At 36.9% G+C, this 16721-nt stretch carries 14 protein-coding genes and 1 riboswitch; of the genes, 10 read left to right on the forward strand and 4 right to left on the reverse strand.

Annotation, left to right across the window (positions count from 1 at the left end; genetic code table 11):
* The coding region (locus ACH2CJ_RS08075) for a hypothetical protein (protein WP_394991936.1) at nt 1–296 on the reverse strand (296 nt) is incomplete at its 3' end.
* Between the two features lie 173 nt (nt 297–469).
* Nucleotides 470–1303 carry an MBL fold metallo-hydrolase gene (locus ACH2CJ_RS08080; protein WP_394991937.1) on the reverse strand — a complete coding sequence of 278 codons (834 nt, stop codon included), beginning with the start codon at nt 1301–1303 and terminating at the stop codon, nt 470–472.
* Between the two features lie 115 nt (nt 1304–1418).
* Between ACH2CJ_RS08080 and ACH2CJ_RS08085 the strand changes: the two genes are divergently transcribed.
* The 4 genes from ACH2CJ_RS08085 to ACH2CJ_RS08100 all read left to right on the forward strand — a co-directional run bounded on the left by ACH2CJ_RS08085 (nt 1419) and on the right by ACH2CJ_RS08100 (nt 8265).
* Nucleotides 1419–2795, forward strand: a complete 1377-nt coding sequence (locus ACH2CJ_RS08085) for an ATP-binding protein (RefSeq protein ID WP_394991939.1) — start codon at nt 1419–1421, stop codon at nt 2793–2795.
* Nucleotides 2796–2802: 7 nt separating this feature from the next.
* Nucleotides 2803–6339, forward strand: coding sequence for a gliding motility-associated C-terminal domain-containing protein (locus tag ACH2CJ_RS08090; RefSeq protein WP_394991940.1), 3537 nt, complete (start codon nt 2803–2805; stop codon nt 6337–6339).
* A 114-nt stretch (nt 6340–6453) separates the two neighbouring features.
* Nucleotides 6454–6909: a DUF4920 domain-containing protein gene (locus ACH2CJ_RS08095; RefSeq protein ID WP_394991942.1), complete on the forward strand. Its 456-nt coding sequence runs from the start codon at nt 6454–6456 to the stop codon at nt 6907–6909.
* 75 nt (nt 6910–6984) lie between these two features.
* Entirely contained in the window at nt 6985–8265 is a 1281-nt protein-coding gene (locus ACH2CJ_RS08100) for an amidohydrolase family protein (RefSeq protein ID WP_394991943.1), read from the forward strand.
* Nucleotides 8266–8353: 88 nt separating this feature from the next.
* Here the strand turns inward: ACH2CJ_RS08100 and ACH2CJ_RS08105 are convergent, their stop codons facing one another.
* On the reverse strand, nt 8354–9346 hold the full coding sequence (locus tag ACH2CJ_RS08105; protein WP_394991945.1) for a hypothetical protein: 993 nt from the start codon (nt 9344–9346) through the stop codon (nt 8354–8356).
* Between the two features lie 334 nt (nt 9347–9680).
* Here ACH2CJ_RS08105 and ACH2CJ_RS08110 point away from each other — a divergent pair, with 334 nt between their 5' ends.
* Together ACH2CJ_RS08110 and ACH2CJ_RS08115 are read left to right on the forward strand one after the other, a co-directional pair.
* On the forward strand, nt 9681–10229 hold the full coding sequence (locus ACH2CJ_RS08110) for a cupin domain-containing protein (protein ID WP_394991947.1): 549 nt from the start codon (nt 9681–9683) through the stop codon (nt 10227–10229).
* A 1-nt stretch (nt 10230) separates the two neighbouring features.
* Nucleotides 10231–11061, forward strand: coding sequence for an AraC family transcriptional regulator (locus ACH2CJ_RS08115; protein WP_394991948.1), 831 nt, complete (start codon nt 10231–10233; stop codon nt 11059–11061).
* A 102-nt stretch (nt 11062–11163) separates the two neighbouring features.
* Here the strand turns inward: ACH2CJ_RS08115 and ACH2CJ_RS08120 are convergent, their stop codons facing one another.
* Complete coding sequence (locus ACH2CJ_RS08120; protein WP_394991950.1) at nt 11164–13026, reverse strand: DEAD/DEAH box helicase; 1863 nt, start codon at nt 13024–13026, stop codon at nt 11164–11166.
* A gap of 588 nt (nt 13027–13614) precedes the next feature.
* Nucleotides 13615–13705: riboswitch (TPP riboswitch) on the forward strand.
* Nucleotides 13706–13793: 88 nt separating this feature from the next.
* On the opposite strand from ACH2CJ_RS08120, the gene ACH2CJ_RS08125 reads away from it, so the two are divergent.
* The 4 genes from ACH2CJ_RS08125 to ACH2CJ_RS08140 are packed head-to-tail and all read left to right on the forward strand — an operon-like array spanning nt 13794 to nt 16462.
* Nucleotides 13794–14519, forward strand: coding sequence for a class I SAM-dependent methyltransferase (locus ACH2CJ_RS08125; protein ID WP_394991952.1), 726 nt, complete (start codon nt 13794–13796; stop codon nt 14517–14519).
* A gap of 2 nt (nt 14520–14521) precedes the next feature.
* On the forward strand, nt 14522–15574 hold the full coding sequence (locus ACH2CJ_RS08130) for an AIR synthase family protein (protein WP_394991954.1): 1053 nt from the start codon (nt 14522–14524) through the stop codon (nt 15572–15574).
* Nucleotides 15571–16206 carry a thiamine phosphate synthase gene (locus tag ACH2CJ_RS08135; RefSeq protein WP_394991955.1) on the forward strand — a complete coding sequence of 212 codons (636 nt, stop codon included), beginning with the start codon at nt 15571–15573 and terminating at the stop codon, nt 16204–16206. Before ACH2CJ_RS08130 ends, ACH2CJ_RS08135 begins: the two co-directional genes overlap by 4 nt.
* A complete protein-coding gene (locus tag ACH2CJ_RS08140; protein ID WP_394991957.1) occupies nt 16199–16462 on the forward strand; it encodes a Trm112 family protein in 264 nt (87 codons plus the stop codon). The genes ACH2CJ_RS08135 and ACH2CJ_RS08140 overlap by 8 nt, the downstream gene beginning before the upstream one ends.
* The last annotated feature ends 259 nt before the right edge of the window (nt 16463–16721 follow it).

Raw genomic sequence — 16721 nt, forward strand, 5'->3', positions numbered from 1 at the left:
CTCAAAACATTCACTTTTCGATAATAAGCATCTAAAATTGATTCATTTAGTTTATTTTGAACAGTAAATTGGATATATAAATCGCAGTATTTATTGAGTGAATCGCTTTGGATTTGATTATCGAAGTAAAAAACAACAATCTTTTTTAAGGCTTCAGCTTTTTGAATCGTTTTATTGTGTGGATTTTTGAAAAGAGTTTTATAGTGAAGCAATGAGTCATTTTCAATAGCTTTGTTTTGGGCAGAAACCCAATAAATAGCTAAAAAATTAATGATTATGAATATTATTGCCTTCACATGAAATAGAATTTACAAATATGAATAAACAAATTAAGTTTTCGGTAGAATATTTACTAAACAGTAATTTTATGAGCCTCCTGTAAAGAACTTGCTTCACAACAAGTATTTTTAGGCAGTTTTTTAACTCCAAAATCATTGTTTTCATTATAAAACGGAAAGGGTTGATTTTTTTAGAGCGTAACAAAATCAGCCACACGATAGCCTTTTTCAGTTAGGTGAATGCTGGCTGCTTCGTGCGTTGGGTCGTGGTCGAAAACAATAATCCAATTGTTTTCGGCCGCTTGTTTCAATAAAGCTTCTTTTTCGGTCATTGTTTGTAGCGGTCGTATATCGTAGCCCATCACATAAGGCACAGGAATATGTGAGTGCGATGGAATCGTATCGGCAATAAACAAATAAGTTTTGTCTCCAAGCTTTATTTTAGGCATAATCATCTTTTTGGTATGCCCGTCGGCGTAAAGCAGGTCTATATTTTCCCCAAAAGGATTTTCGGTTTTATCAACAAAATGCAAAGCACCTGTTTCTTGCATTGGCATAATGTTTTCTTTCAAAAAAGTAGCTTTTTCTCTTAAATTTGGCAGCATCGCTGACTCCCAATGTGCCGAATGTGTCCAATACTTTGCATTCATGAAAGTAAGTTCCAATTTATCCTTTGCCGAATTCCATTGCACAGCTCCACCACAATGGTCGAAATGCAGATGCGTTGAAAGTACGTCAGTAATTTCGGTAGGCGAATAACCGGCTTTTTTGATAGAAGTTATCAAATCGCCTTCACCATGTCGGAAATAAAAACCTTGCCAACGAGCATCTTGTTTATTGCCCATTCCGCTATCAACCAAAATCAATTGCTTGCCAGTGTCAATCAACAAGCAACGCATTGCCCAACTGCAAAGGTTATTTTCATCGGCAGGCATTTGTTTATTCCAAATCGTTTTTGGTACTACGCCAAACATCGCTCCGCCGTCTAATTTGAAATGTCCAGCATCAATTACATGAATTTGCATAAAGATTTGTTAATTGTTTCTTAAATTTCGGTCGAAGATACAAAAAATGTCAAAAAAATATTCACATATTCAATAACTCACCAATAGACGGCGTTCCGCTTTACTCAATATTTTCATGCAAATACGTACTAAAATAGCGATACAGTTTACGATAATCATTGCGGTAATTTTGATTATATTTTCATTAGCAATTTATTATACGTCCGAAAATTTTCGGAAGCAAGAATTTTACAATCGCCTCAACGACCGAGCTGTATTGACTGCTGGACTTTTGAAAGAATTGAAAATTACCGAAAAAGACAAGAAAAAACTACGAGATGTAAATAGAACTTTCTTGACAAAATTGAATATCGAAAAAGTATTGATGTTTAACAAAAAAGATGAATTGGTTTATGCCAGTTACGAAGCCGATTCGATTTTGTTTAGTCCCGATTTTTTGAACCAAGTTCGTAAACAAAGATATGTTGAAACCAGCGATTGGGAGAATCAAGTAATCGGTACAATGTACACCGATGACATAAAAGAACCTTACGTTGTTGTTGCTTCAGCAAGCGATACTTATGGAAAAGAAAAGTTGAAAAATATTCGTAACACATTAATTATTAGTTTTTTAATAGGAATTTTTTTGACTGTTTTTCTTGGAATAATTTTTGCGGGACAATCTCTCAAACCTATTGCTGACATCAACAAGGAAATTACGAATATTACGGCATATAATCTTAAACAGAAACTAAATACCGGAAATAATAAAGATGAAATTGCCCAATTGGCAATTAACTTCAATCAGATGTTAGAGCGTTTAGAAAAGTCATTTGAACTCCAAAAAAGCTTTGTTTCAAATGCCTCGCATGAACTTCGAACGCCATTAGCCGCTATCAAATCGGAAATACAAATTGCTTTAGAAAATAACCGTTCAATAGATGAGTATAAAAGTATTTTACGCTCCTTATTGACCGATAATCAAAGGCTTATACAATTGACAAATGGGCTTTTGCAATTGGCAAAGTCTGAGAATCGTGATAATAGTTTGGTTTTGAAACCAACAAGAATAGACGAGCTATTGTTTAAAGCCCAAGAAGAAGTTTCAAGTCAAAATACAGAATATAATATTTTGATAGATTTTGATGATATCCCTGATGATGATGAATGGGTAACAGTCAATGGAAATGAAGCTTTATTACTAACGGTTTTTACAAATTTGATTGATAATGCTTGTAAATACTCTTCTGAACACCAAGCAGAGGTAAAAATTCGTTTTAATAATAAGTTGTGTATCGTAGCAGTAAAAGATAATGGAATTGGTATTCCCACAAGTGAATTAAGTAAGATTTTCGAGCCATTTTATCGTACACAAAATGCCTCGAAATTTCGTGGACACGGCATAGGATTATCTGTGTGCCGACGAATAATTGATATGCACCAGGGTAAAATCGAAGTACAAAGTGAAGAAGGAAAAGGAAGTGTTTTTGAAGTTACATTACCACATTTATAGACCAAAAATGAAATATTTATACTTATTTATTTTCCTGATTTCATCCCTAACCATCACTGCTGCTCCAAAACCTTCAGTAAAGTTTATCAGAAACGAAGGGCAATGGGAAGTCTCAGTTCGTTTTCGTGCCGAAATTTCGGGAGGATATTTATTAGTCAAAAATACGGGAATCCAATATGTTTTCTTTGATACAGAGGCTTTATCAGCTATTCATGCAGGAAGCTTAGATGCAAAATCTGGCCGAAAAAGCATCGAACCCATCAAAGGTCATGCTTACGAAATGACTTTTGAAGAGGCAAACCTTTCGCCTAAAATAGAAACAGCCTCTCAAAACCAAGCTACCTATAATTATTTTATTGGGAATGACCCTTCCAAGTGGAAAAGCGGTGTGGTAGCTTTCGACGAGATTTATTTGCGAGATATTTACCCAAATATTGACTTTAAATTATATAGTTATGACCAATCTTTGAAGTACGAATATATTGTTAAACCTCAAGCTGATGCCTCAAAAATCAGAATGAAATATATAGGATTAGAAAAATTAAGTATTGATAATCAACAACTTATCTACAAAACTTCGGTCAATGTTGTGAAAGAATTTGAGCCGTATTCGTTTCAAGTTCTCAATGGAAAAACGATTGATATAAAGTCAAATTTTCGAGTAAAAAATAATGAGGTTCAATTTGAATTCCCTGAAAATTATGATAAAAAACAACCTTTAGTGATTGACCCTGAATTGGTTTTTTCAACTTATTCTGGGTCAAAGTCAGACAATTGGGCCCAAACTGCCACTTATGATGCCGATGGGAATTTGTATGCTGGAGGCTCTGTTTTTGGCGGAGATTTCCCTGTTGTCAATGGCTCGTTTCAAGTAAAGGGCAGCTCAACAAACTCAACCGGAAGTGAGAATTTAGCTGGTTATGGTATTACAGACGTCGTGATTATGAAATTCAGCTCCGATGGCTCGCAATTACTTTATTCAACCTTTTTGGGTGGAAATGCCTCCGAAGTACCGCATAGTTTAGTGGCTAATTCAAAAGGTGAATTGGTCATTTTTGGTACAACTTCCTCCACCAATTTTCCGACAAATACTTCTTCATACCAGCGTACATTTGCTGGTGGAAGTCTAATTGGTATTTTTTCTTCTACTTCAGGACCAGACCAAGACCCCAACTTTACGGGTATTGGCTTCGAGCGTGGCACCGATATTTTTGTGGCAGTTCTCAGTACTGATGGCAAAAATTTAGTTGGAAGTTCATACATCGGCGGCAAAGCAAATGATGGTTTTAATGATACCCGTGCCTTGACTATTAAAAACTACGGTGATGAGTTTAGAGGTGAAGTAGTGGTCGATAAAAACGACAACATTTACTTTGCGTCTATTACCGCTTCTACTGATTTTCCTTTGGTAAAGCAATCGCAAGGTGTGAAAGGAACTGGTTTTGATGGCGTGGTTTGCAAACTAAACCGAACTTGCTCACAGCTACTTTGGAGTACTTATTTAGGTGGAAATAATTTTGACGCAGCTTATGGAATCAAGGTGACAGATGCAGGGAAAACCTATGTTTGCGGACAAACTTTCAGTGCAAATATGGCTGTAAAAAACGGAGCTTTTCAAAAAACGTATGCTGGAAGTGGTGATGGATTTGTGGCTAAATTTAATGTTGATTATGCCATCGAACAAATAACTTATGTTGGAACAAGTGAAGCAGATGTGAATTTTTTGATGGATATTGACAAAGCAGAAAATGTTTATGTTTTTGGACTAACCCAAGGCGATTATCCAGTGTCGGATGATGTTTACCGAAATGCTAAAAGTGGACAGTTTGTTCATAGTTTCGATAAAGATTTGACCAAAACTATTTTTTCAACAGTCGTAGGTACAGGTAGGGGAGGTGGCAAAATTGATATTGTTCCAACTGCTTTTTTAGTCAATGACTGTGGTAATATTTACCTGTCTGGTTGGGGTGGAAAAGTAAACTCGGCCGTTACCCGAAACCTCAATCGAAATAGTACTACAACTGGCTTACCACTTACATCTGATGCTTACCAAAATACTACCACAGGTAGCAACTATTACTTCATGATTCTCGAAAAAGGAGCAAAATCATTACTTTATGCTACTTATTTTGGCTCGGAAGCACCTCCAACTCCTGCGGGAGAAGTGGGCGACCACTTAGATGGAGGCACCTGTCGTTTTGATAAAAATGGCATTATTTATCATACTGCTTGTTCGTGTTTACCACGTCAAGGGCAGATAATTGCTACTTTTCCAACCAAAAATGCTTACTCAAAACACCAAAGTACCAACTGCAATATGGCGGCATTTAAGTTTAGTATCGATGCCTTACGAGCTGATTTTGAAATAAAAAACGAAGCAAATCGAGTGATTACTGAAGTTTGTGCCCCTGCCAAAGTCAATTTTAATAACCTAAGTATAGGAGCAAGAACTTACGAATGGGAGTTTAATGGTACTGTTGTTTCTCGCACGAAAGACATTGTTTTTAATTTTACTACGCCAGGTGAATACACAGTGAAAATGCGTATTTTCAATAAAATTACGTGCCGCACGACAGATTCGACGGTGAAGAAAATACTGGTTAAAGGTTTCGTTGCAAAAACCAGCCGAGATACTTTGGTTTGTCCCGATTCGCCCGTGCAATTACTCGCCGAAGGTGGTGATAAATACACATGGTCACCCGCATCGGATTTGAGTAGTACGAGTATTTCAAATCCAATTGCAAAACCAAAAACTACCACAAAATATTCAGTTTTGATTGAAAAAGAAGGTTGTTCGGTCAATAAAGACATCACAATAAAAGTAGAAGACAACAAAGCTGATTTTATCGTAAATACAGGAAAAGAAATTTGTGCAGGACAAAGTGCAACTCTTATGGTTACAGGAAAAGCTACGAAATTTATATGGTCAGGACCAAATATAAAAGATACGTCGGCAATACAAATCATTGTAAAGCCCTTACAGACAAGTACTTATACTGTACGAGGAGAATATCCTGACGGTTGTAAACCCATAAGAACCGTAACAGTTACAATTGATAATACCTTCAAACCTGATTTCGATTATAAAATAACGCAAGACTGCGATAAGCCTTATCAACTTGTTTTTACTAACAAAACCACCAATGCCAGCACCTTTACTTGGAATTTGGGAAATACTGATTCTTTAAAAACTACTGTTCCTGAAAACTATCGTTTTTCAAGAGGAGGTGCATACAACGTTATGCTGAAAGCGTATAACAAAATAGGTTGTGAATTATCTATCACCAAAAGCATAGATATTCCAGAAAATGATGGAAAAGTTCCTAATGTGATTACTCCAAATAATGACGGAAAAAATGATAACTTTGTAATAGGTTTTAAAAATGCAACAGTCGAAATTTATAACCGCTACGGGAAGCAGATTTTCTTATCAAAAGATTATCAAAACGACTGGGGGAAAGATATTTCAGCAGCAACTTATTATTATATTTTAACCACCCCCACAGGAGTAAATTGCAAAGGTTGGGTTACGGTGGTAAACTAATTATGTATATTTAAATGTTAGAACGAATAAGGGTTACGCAATAATTTATTCTATTTAGAGCATTCAATATGTATTTTTTATTCTATCATTCACAATTAAATTTATATCAACAAAATGAAAAAAATAGTAACACTTCTCGCAATTATTTTTGCTGTAAACATCTCTTTTGGTCAAAAGTATGATAGTTTTGGCGAAAAAATTAAACCAAATGGAGCAATTTCTACACTCGAATTAGCTCAAAAAACTACTGGAAAAACAGCAGTAGATGCCAAAGTTACAGGCGTTGTCGAATCAGTTTGCCAAGCAAAAGGTTGTTGGATGAAAGTCAAAATGAATGATGGACAAACTATGCGTGTAACTTTCAAAGATTATGGATTTTTTGTGCCGAAAGATATTGCAGGCAAAACTATCGTTTTTGAAGGCAATGCAAAAACCAAAACAACTTCAGTAGAAGAACTTCGCCACTATGCTGAAGATGCAGGAAAAAGCAAAGATGAAATTGCAAAAATCACTGATGCAAAAACTGAACTTGCCTTCGAAGCAAATGGTGTTTTAGTGCCGAAAAATTAAAATCCCCCCTAAAACCTGTAAGGTTCAAATAAAACTTTGCAGGTTTTCTAACCACCCCTCAAACTAAAATCATTAATGAAAAAAACTTACCTTTTGGCTCTTTCAATGGGGCTTTCAATGGCTTCTTTTGCCCAACGAACACTTATCCATTGTGGCACTTTGATTGATGGCATTAGCAATTCGCCAAAAAACCAAATGACAATCATTGTCGAGAAAAACCGAATTACTGATGTGCAAAGTGGATATGCTATTGCCCAAGCTACCGACAAAGTGGTCGATATGAAAACCAAGACCGTTACCCCAGGTTGGATTGATATGCACGTGCATATCGAAAGTGAAACCAGCAAAGACCAATACCTCAAACGCATGAGTTATAACATGGCAGATATCGCCTTTGAAGCTCAAAAACACGCTAACACAACGCTAATGGCTGGTTTTACGACTGTACGTGATTGCGGAGGAAGTGGCGTAAATATCTCACTCCGTAATGCTATCAACAAAGGTTTAGTAGTTGGTCCAAGAATTTTCACTTCAGGCAAAACCATCGCTACTACTGGTGGGCATGGAGACCCAAGTAATGGCATTAGTTCAAAATACACAATGCCAGATGAGTCATTAGATGGTGTGGTAAATAGCCCAGAAGAAGGTCGTCAGGCAGTGCGTCAGCGATATAAAGATGGGGCTGATTGTATAAAAATTACGGCAACAGGTGGCGTTTTGAGCGTTGCCAAAAATGGCAAAGGTCCACAATTTACTGAAAGTGAAATCGAAGCCATTGTTTCGACAGCCAAAGATTATGGATTTATTGTGGCTGCTCACGCCCACGGAGCAGAGGGTATGAAACGTGCGATTCGTGCGGGCGTTACGACTATCGAACACGGAAGTTTTATGGACGATGAAGCGATTGAATTATTTAAAAAATATGGCACTTATTATGTGCCTACAATCATTGCAGGTAAATCTGTTTTAGATTCGGTAAAAGTGCCGGGCTATTATCATCCATTGGTTGTACCAAAAATATTAGAAACTGGAAAACAGACTGCCATTACTTTTGCAAAAGCCTATAAAGCAGGTGTAAAAGTCGCATTTGGAACTGATGCAGGTGTTTTTCCGCACGGCTATAATGCCAAAGAATTTATGTACATGGTGGAAGGTGGTATGCCTATGATGGAAGCTATCAAATCGGCAACGATTGTAAATGCCGAAATTTTGGGTATGAAAACCGACCTTGGCTCGATAGAAAAAGGTAAATTGGCAGATATTGTTGCTATTGATGGCGACCCTTTGCAAGATGCCAAAGCTATGATGAATGTGGTATTGGTAATGAAAGAAGGCAAGATTTATAAGCAGAAGTAAGGTTTTTTAGATGTATTAAAATGCCACAAATCTATTGAAGCGTGGCATTTTTAGTTCTTTTGTTTATAAAGATTAATTTTTATTCAAATTATTCCTCATAAGTAATCAAAATCGTAAAATTCTTACTTAAAATATTGGCACTATTTGTTGTAGTATTGATGACTACAATATTTGTATTTGAAATCTGATATTGGTATTCATAACCTGCCTGAAAAGTATAGTTCGGTGGTAGATTAACAAAGGCAGGGATTGACATAATAATATCAACAGAAAGAATTTTAGATTGAGTTAAATTATGTGCAACATTTGTCCAAGTACCTTGTGTAGCTTGACTAATACCCGTTAATTTTTTCATTTTTATTTTTGGAACTTCAGTTTCTTCTCCCAACTTTGTAAATCCGCTGATTGAAGCATTGCCATTTTTTAAAATAACAAAGGCATTGTTTCTTACAGCTTCCGATGTTCCATTCCCAATAATAAAAAAAGGCGTTGTTGGAGTCGAAATATTTTCGGCAGATGTTGATATAGGGTCATTGAACTGACCAATAGCTAAAGTAGATGCCCCTCTGGCTATTGTATAGTTTCCCATTGCAGTAGAATAATAACCGCTTGCATAAGTATTAAACCCTGAAGAAAAAGAATACCTATTCCACGCATGGGTTTGCCATCCCATGGCAATAGTAGCCAAACCGGTGGCCTCTGTTTGAAAACCAATAGCGGTACTATAATCACCACTTGCTGAGGAAAGAATACCCATTGCTGTGCTTGCTTTTCCACTGGCATGGGTACTGGTACCTGATGCAAATGACCATGTCCCAATATTTGAATCATCCCAAACATTACCATTTACCGTTCCAACCCTAAAAGCACTTTTAGCAGGTATCCACATAAGTCGTGTTCCCGAACCACTTACTGGTATCGAAATAATTCCTGGGTCATCTAAAACTGTTGAACTGTTTTTTGAAAAAATACCGGTATTACCATTTGGCTCAATTATGGTCGAAGATTGTCCAAAAGTAAAAGCTGAAATTAATAAAAATATCAAAAGCTTGATACCGACCGATAAAATATGCTTTTTCATAGAATTATTTGTTTATTGTTTCTCTGCTATTACCTTCAACTTACAAAAGAACTATTTACAAAAATGAATATCAATAATAAATTTAGATGTTTTTTCTTAAATTCAACTATGATTTTGCCATTTAAAGAAAATTCGTCAAAAATTTTACGTTGAATCTATTCGTATATGAAAGAAACTTAATTTCCAAAATGAATAAACAATAGTTAAACAAGTTTTGTGTATAGAATTGCTTTAATTTATATCATATAAATGTCCGATTTGTACCACTAAAGCCATAAAAATACCTCATAGTTTTGCATAAACAATTGATTTTCAATCTAAACCAATTACATTTATGCAACGTAGAAAATTTTTAACCAACTCGTCGGTGGTCTTAGCATTGGCAAGTACCGCTCTGAGAGCTAATGCTAAATCGGCCTCAAAATCTTTTATAGTAAAAGCTGGCGAAGCTCGCTTTGGCATTCATACGCCATTTATGGGCGTAAACCCCAACGATGTTAAAATATCTGGCAAAGATACTGATGGACAATTAGCTGTTTTTGAGTACATTGGTACGCAGAAGGTTGGTCCTTCTCTACATTTGCATTTCGACCAAGACGAGATTTTTAATGTAGTTGAAGGTGAATATCTGTTCCAAGTGGGCGAAAAGCAAGAAACGCTCCGTGCGGGTGATACTATTTTTCTGCCTCGACAAATTCCCCATACTTGGATACAGTTGAGCGATAGAGGTAAACTTACCTATTTTTTGCAACCTGCGGGCAAAATGGAGGAGTTTTTCTTGACAATGAATAACCTCAAAGAAAGGCCAACGATGGTAGAAATGAACAAAATACACGCTGCTCATGGGATGAAAGTAATTGGACCACCACTTAGTTTGAAATAAGATGATACTCAGAGATGTTTTGCCCAGCCCAGCTTTACGTCCGTATGTCCGAAAGCACCAAATTATCCGTTTTGTGTTTGGGGCGATGGAAGCTTTACCATTCAAAGCTTACTCACCTCGCCCAGAGCATTGCCTTATTTTTTTGCTCAGAGACCAACAAAAAATAAGTTATCTCGATAGTTCCGCCCTCCAAACTCACCCAAAATGTACGTTAAATGGGCAACATACCATTGTTACTAATCGGTATATTGCCCGTGATTTTTGGGCATTACAAATTGTCTTACAACCAGGGGCATTATTTCGCCTGACGGGAATTCCCTCTTACGAACTTACCAATACATTTATTGATGCAGAAGCAGTTTGGGGCGGAGAAATACGCCAAGCTTATGAACAAATGTGCAATACTGATGAGGTAGAAAAAGCCATTATGGTTGCCGAGGCATTTTTAGAAAAAATTGTGCAGCGATCTAAACGAGAATCGCATGGCATCGACCAAGTAAGCCAGCTGATTTTATGGCAAAATCAATCTATTTCAATTGACAAACTCGCCGACCAAGCTTGCTTGAGTCCACGACAATTCCATCGAAAATTTACGGAGCGGATGGGCATTAGCCCCAAAGTTTTTGACCGAATTGTGCGATTTGAAAAAGCATTTAGACTAAAAAATGTTCACCCAAATTTAGATTGGTTAACAATCGCTGTTAATTGCGGATATTATGACTATCAACATTTAGTGAAAGATTACAAAGATTTTACAAACCTCTCACCACCAGCTTTTTACGAAGCTGATACCAAAGCACCTGAGCGAATTTTTGGTTTGAAAGAGGATTGAAAATTTGTTTTCTACAAAAAAAGCGAAGTAAAAGTCTTGAAAAACTTTCACTTCGCTTTTTTAATATATCAATTTTTCGAGCGGAACGCCGCCCGTTAAATATTACTTAGCAACTTCCATGCTCACTTGGCGAGCATTGATAGTTTTGCCTTGCATTCCGTCTAACACACGTTTTACGTCTGCTTGTGGAATTTCAACAAAACTAAATTTATCATAGATATCAATTTGTCCAATCGCACGACCTGCAATGCTGGTTTCTGAAGTAATCGCACCAACAATATGGTTTGGAGCAACGTTATCTTTGCGACCTAAGCTCAAAAACAAACGAACCATGTCTGCATTTCCTGAGCCACGAGTACCTGCGGGCAATGAACCGCTTTCACGTCTTTCTCTTGGTTCAAAACGACGCTCACGTGGTGCAAAATCTCTGCTTCCACTTGCACCTTCACGGTTAAATCCACCTGGAGCACCTTCACGATTGAAACCGTCTTCACGGCGACCACCATCACGACTTCCACCATCACGGCTTCCACCAAAACTGCTTCCACCTTCTCTACGACCGTAAGCTGGAGATGGTCTTGAATCTCTACTATTTCCACCAAATCTTGAATCTCTGTCGTTGCCTCTTGGCTCACGGAAGCTATCCGATAATTGATTATCTGAGAATTCGCTTTTCACAGCACCTATTTGCATTTTGATTAAAGCCGACATTATCTGAGCATCAGAGATACCTTCTTCGCTCAATTGAGCAATAATTCCGTCGAAAGAAGCATCAACACCTGCTGTAAGGGTTTCTTTTATTTGGTCAACAAAACGTTGGTGACGAGTATTTACCATTTCAGCATAAGTAGGAATTGTTCCTTGCTCAATCTTCGCTTTTGTATAGTTTTCGATATTACGCAAAGCTCCTCTATCACGTGCTGAAATAAACATAAATGCTTTTCCAGTTTTTCCTGCACGGCCAGTACGACCAATACGGTGAACGTAATATTCTAAATCTTGTGGTACATCATAATTAAATACTGCATCAACACCCGATACATCAATTCCACGAGCTGCTACGTCAGTGGCAACCAAAATACTGGTTGTTCCTGCACGAAATTTACTCATTACTTGTGTACGTACTTGCTGACGCATATCGCCGTGTAAACCTTCGGCAGCGTAGCCACGAATCTGTAAATCACTTACGATTTCATCAACTTTCGATTTTGTATTGGCAAAAACCAACATCAATTTCAAGCTATGCACGTCAATCAAACGAGTCATTACTTCCATTTTAGCTTCTCTACGTACTGAGAAATAGAATTGCTCAATGTTTGCATTTGAAACTTCGGTTTTCAAAGTACGAACAATCTCAGGGTTTTTCTGGAAGCGTTTCGCAATTGAAAGAATTTCTGGCGACATTGTTGCCGAGAATAATACTGTTTGACGCTCAGTTGGAGCAAAAGATAAGATTTTTTCAATATCTTCTCTGAAACCCATATTTAGCATCTCATCAGCTTCATCCAAAATCGCTAATTTAATGTCACTCAATATCAAGGTCTTGCGGTCGATGTGGTCCATGATACGACCAGGTGTACCTACCACAATTTGTGAGCCTTTTTTCAAAGCCAAAAACTGACGTTCATACGATTCTCCACCATAAATGGCAGCTACGTTTAAGCCTTTTTTATACTTTGCTAATTTTTGAATTTGTTCTTTTACTTGAAGAGCCAACTCACGAGTTGGACACATTACTAATACTTGAGTACTTTTACTATCGACATCAACTGATTCGATGGCAGGAATACCAAAAGCGGCAGTTTTGCCTGTTCCTGTTTGTGCTTGACCGATAAAGTCGCCACCACGCATTACAACGGGAATAGCTTGAGCTTGGATAGGAGTTGTGAATTCAAAACCCATTTCTTCAACTGCACGAAGGATGTACTCTGAGACCGGAAGGTCAGAAAATTTTACTGGTTCCATTAAGGATAAAATGTTTTAGTCGGAACGTCACTGTCGTCCTCACGCAAAACCGTGGATTGCCCCGATAGCCGAAAAAAAATGATAAAGCGAACGATGAGAACCATCCGTTGCTGCCCTGAAAGGAAATTGAATGAAAGAGAAAAACTCTTTGAAACGATTTTATTGACGCAGAGGCTCCAATACGGATGTGCCTTTTTTAATACAAGTGCAAAAGTACGACTAATATTTTGTATTGTCAAACAAATGTTAAATAATTTGTATTTTTTTTAGGAGGGTTTTGAAAAAACTCTAAGAGATGATCATTGTATGATAGTTCTAATGTGTTGATTTTGAGGCATTTATGAAAAAGAAGTGTTTGTGTAAATAGACTTTGAGTTATAAGCTATGTAATTTTTTCAAGAAAGGTTGGTTTTATTCTGAGAAATATAAGATTGACAAAATTCTGATTTGACATTGAATAAAAATTAAGTAAATAATTTGGGCGATTTTCTTTACCACTCAACAGATTTAAACGATTGTGAGTAAATGACTATTTATAGTTTAACAGACTTTTATTAATGAGGATTTGTAGTTAGTTTTGTAACATATTATTCATACACGGGGTGCTGTAAAAGGCTGAGATGATACCCGAGAACCTGAACTGGCTAATACCAGCGTAGGAATGTAGGAGTCAAAATAATTGAAAGACAGGAAACTCTATCTTTTCTATTGGTTTTGCGACCTCATTTCTATTCTAATAGCAATGAGGTCTTTTTTTTATATACTTAATGGAAGAATTACAGAAAAGCAGCGACAAAAGCCTTGTTCAAGGTGATTTAAGAAATTGGCAAGGTCGAAAAGAATGGTTTTTTAATCGTGAACATACCGACTCTTATGAGCTTTGGTATGAAGGTCGATACAAACGTGCCGAAGTATGGCAGAAAAAAATCATGCAACAGCTTGTGCAAACCGAGCCGAAAATCAAAACATTATTAGAGTTTGGTTGTGGTACAGGGCGTTTTACTCGATGGTGGAAAGACATTGACATTGAAGCATCAGGTGGTGATATTTCGCCATTTATGTTGGGGCAAGCTGTACATTTATTTGGTGGTGATTTGGTTTGGGCTGACTCCCATTTTATGCCTTTCAAAGACCACACTTTCGATTCTTTGGCATTTATCACCACTTTTGAGTATTATAAAGACCCCGTAAAAGTCATCAGAGAAGCGGCAAGAGTGGGTAAATATGGCATTGCTTTTGGCATGATGAACCGCAATTCTCCGAAGGTTGTCAGAAGAAGAATTCAAGAAGTTTTTGGTAAAAACCCGTTTTATGTAACAGCTACTTTTTATACGCCAAGCATGCTTATTGGCAAAATTAATGAAGCATTGAAAGGAAGAGATTACACAATTATTTGGCAAACCACAGGGCTTCCTGCATGGTTTCCAGTGCAGCAGTGGCACGTTCCTTATGGCGACTTCTTTGGCTTATTTGTAAAATTTAATGATGTTTGACGATGCTAAAATCAGGAAAAATTGACGAAGAGTATTTCAAACAAGTGATTCTTCCAAAGAGTGGCTTTCATAGAAACGAAGTAAAGGTTGGGCCAAGTTTTGGCGTTGATGTGGCTGTTATTGAGCTAAATGCAATAATGTCAATGGCACTCACAAGCGACCCGCTAAGTCTTATTCCAAGCCTTGGACTGGAAGAATCAGCGTGGCTGTCGGTGCATTTATTGGCGAATGACATCGCTACTACAAGTTTAATGCCTCTGTATCTTCAAACGGTCTTGAATTTGCCTCCTACCATTAGCGATAAACAATTTAGAGAATATTGGAGACATATCGACCGCTATTGTAAAGAGATTGGGGTAGCTATTACGGGCGGACATACAGGTGTAATTAAGGGCCAAAACTCGACCATTTCGGGTGGTGGAACAATGATTACTATTGGACCGAAAGACAGTATTTTGGTTTCAAAAAATGCACAATCGGGCGATGCTATTATCATGACTAAACAATGTGCCATGTCATCAGTGGCGATTTTGGCAATGTGTTTTCCTGAAACAGTTGAAAATAAGCTCGGCAAAGAAGTTGCCGAATTAGCCAAAGGACTTTTTTATCAAACATCTGTATTGAAAGAAGCTAAGGTAATCAATCAAATCAACCAAACTGAAAGAGCAGTGAATGCCATGCACGATGTTACCGAAGGTGGGGTTTTAGGGGCAGTTTTTGAGATGGCAGTAGCAAGTAACTTGGGTGTTTTGATTGATGATTCGATGTTGAATAAAACTGAAGTTGAGCAAAAAGTATGTGGTTTGTTTAACATTGACCCACGTTATTGTATTGGTGCGGGGTCTATGATAATGGCAGTAAAACAAGGGTTTGAACCTTTAGTTTTAGTTAAGCTGCGAGAAAATAATATTGAAGCCACCGTAATAGGGAAATTTGTTGAGAAAGGAAATGGTCGTAAATTGATAGAACAAGGAGGAATCTTTGATTTACCTTATTTTGAAACTGACCCTTATTGGGCAGCATTTTTTGAAGCATTTAAAAATGGTTGGAAATGAAACAACAAATCAAAGATGGCGTGTATTTAGTTGCCGACCCATCGAGGGAAATAAATCTTTTATGTTCAAAAATTGAGCAAGCCTTACAAGGCGGGATTTGTGCTGTGCAACTTTGGAACAATTGGTCGGAAGTAACTGATAAACAAGCTGTTATCAAGGAAATCCATCACCTAACAAGACCGAAAGGTATTCCATTGATTCTGAATGAACTTTTCGATTATCTCGACATGGAGGATTTTGAAGGAATCCATTTAGATAAACCTACTGAAACAAATCAATATTATCAGTCGCTGCGACCAGATTTAATTTGGGGATTAACCTGTTCAAATGACTTAAATGATATTGATTGGGCAGCTCAAAACAAGATAGATTATATTTCTTTCTGCTCTATGTTTAATTCAAAAACCAGCAATAGTTGTGAGTTGGTTATGCCCGAAACTATCAAGAAAGCCAATGAGATTTTCAAGAATCCTATCTTTTTAGCTGGAGGAATCAATCATCAAACTTTACGAATGCTCAAGCAAAACCAGTTCACTGGCATTGCTTTGGTATCGGCTATCATGGATGCACAGAATCCTAAAGAAGAAGTTGAAAAATATACTACTGAAATAAAAAAATTACGATATGACTAAGAATTTTTTGCAGAAACTTTGTTGCCCTTTTGATAAATCTGACTTAAATATTCAGGTATTTACAAAGAAAGAAAATGGCGACATTCACGAAGGACTGATGAGTTGTCCTGACTGTAAAAGGCAATATCCTATTGTTTTTGGTGTACCAATCATGGCACCCGAAGAATACCGTGAGTCAAAATCTGAACTTTCTTTTTACCAAAAATGGCAAAGCCAATTGAATGAAGAAACGAAAAAATACCTACAATTAGAGTAATAATAGCATTTGTTAGATTGGGTTTCTTAGCTACAATACAATCTATTTTCATTGTAGCTAAGAAAATACTCCTGTTGGTCAGGATTTGTAAAATTCTTAATTTCCTTCGAAATAATCAAAAATAATTGTGTGCCAATGTAACTTTTGATTCGGGTAGCAAAATTATTTTGAACCCAGATTTTTAAGTAATAAATGTAAGTTGCGTAAAGCCTTAAAACTGTTTATCAAGGCAATACATAATGATAAAAATAAGGATTTT

The sequence above is a fragment of the Emticicia sp. genome, from assembly GCF_043780375.1.
Classification (GTDB): Bacteria; Bacteroidota; Bacteroidia; order Cytophagales; family Spirosomataceae; genus Emticicia.

Excerpts from the sequence above, each read along its gene's own strand:
- ACH2CJ_RS08080 (WP_394991937.1), bottom strand. The coding sequence starts at position 1,303 with ATGCAAATTCATGTAATTGATGCTGGACATTTCAAATTAGACGGCGGA.
- ACH2CJ_RS08085 (WP_394991939.1), top strand. The coding sequence starts at position 1,419 with ATGCAAATACGTACTAAAATAGCGATACAGTTTACGATAATCATTGCG.
- ACH2CJ_RS08090 (WP_394991940.1), top strand. The coding sequence starts at position 2,803 with ATGAAATATTTATACTTATTTATTTTCCTGATTTCATCCCTAACCATC.
- ACH2CJ_RS08095 (WP_394991942.1), top strand. The coding sequence starts at position 6,454 with ATGAAAAAAATAGTAACACTTCTCGCAATTATTTTTGCTGTAAACATC.
- ACH2CJ_RS08100 (WP_394991943.1), top strand. The coding sequence starts at position 6,985 with ATGAAAAAAACTTACCTTTTGGCTCTTTCAATGGGGCTTTCAATGGCT.
- ACH2CJ_RS08105 (WP_394991945.1), bottom strand. The coding sequence starts at position 9,346 with ATGAAAAAGCATATTTTATCGGTCGGTATCAAGCTTTTGATATTTTTA.
- ACH2CJ_RS08110 (WP_394991947.1), top strand. The coding sequence starts at position 9,681 with ATGCAACGTAGAAAATTTTTAACCAACTCGTCGGTGGTCTTAGCATTG.
- ACH2CJ_RS08115 (WP_394991948.1), top strand. The coding sequence starts at position 10,231 with ATGATACTCAGAGATGTTTTGCCCAGCCCAGCTTTACGTCCGTATGTC.
- ACH2CJ_RS08120 (WP_394991950.1), bottom strand. The coding sequence starts at position 13,026 with ATGGAACCAGTAAAATTTTCTGACCTTCCGGTCTCAGAGTACATCCTT.
- ACH2CJ_RS08125 (WP_394991952.1), top strand. The coding sequence starts at position 13,794 with ATGGAAGAATTACAGAAAAGCAGCGACAAAAGCCTTGTTCAAGGTGAT.
- ACH2CJ_RS08130 (WP_394991954.1), top strand. The coding sequence starts at position 14,522 with ATGCTAAAATCAGGAAAAATTGACGAAGAGTATTTCAAACAAGTGATT.
- ACH2CJ_RS08135 (WP_394991955.1), top strand. The coding sequence starts at position 15,571 with ATGAAACAACAAATCAAAGATGGCGTGTATTTAGTTGCCGACCCATCG.
- ACH2CJ_RS08140 (WP_394991957.1), top strand. The coding sequence starts at position 16,199 with ATGACTAAGAATTTTTTGCAGAAACTTTGTTGCCCTTTTGATAAATCT.